At 52.4% G+C, this 624-nt stretch carries 1 protein-coding gene; it reads right to left on the bottom strand.

All coding sequences use genetic code 11. The annotated features are described in order from the left end of the window. On the bottom strand, positions 1–624 hold a 624-nt coding region (locus R7P74_RS27320; RefSeq protein WP_318123809.1), incomplete at both ends, for an acyl-CoA dehydrogenase family protein.

Here is a 624-nt window from a genome sequence, read left to right as displayed (position 1 = left end):
GTCGATACCTGCAACAGTTAGGTTGCTGGCCGCATCCATGACGTATGCATTACCGCCAAGACGCGCCAATGGCTCTTCAACGCCTTCCATGTGACCGATTGGTTGTTTGAACTGACGACGAATGCGAGAGTATGCACCCGTTGCCATCGCAGCCGATTTGATACCACCCGTCGAGTTAGAAGGTAGCGTGATGCCACGGCCGACCGACAGACATTCCACCAGCATGCGCCAGCCTTGCCCTGCCATTTTCTCACCACCGATGATGAAATCGATAGGAACGAAAATGTCTTTACCACGGGTTGGACCGTTCTGGAATGGTACGTTCAGTGGGAAGTGACGGTTGCCGATTTCTACACCTTTCACATCCGTTGGGATCAGCGCACATGTGATACCAAGATCTTCTTTCTCACCAAGCAGACCTTCTGGGTCACGCAGTTTGAATGCAAGGCCAAGTACCGTCGCAACAGGCGCAAGCGTGATGTAGCGTTTGTTCCACGTTAGACGCATACCCAACACTTCTTTGCCTTCCCATTCTCCTTTACAAACGACGCCGTAATCTGGGATTGAGCCTGCGTCTGAGCCAGCCTCTGGGCTAGTTAGCGCGAAACATGGGATTTCTTTACC

The organism is Vibrio sp. 2033, from assembly GCF_033339735.1.
This window is presented reverse-complemented; position numbering and strand designations above follow the sequence as displayed.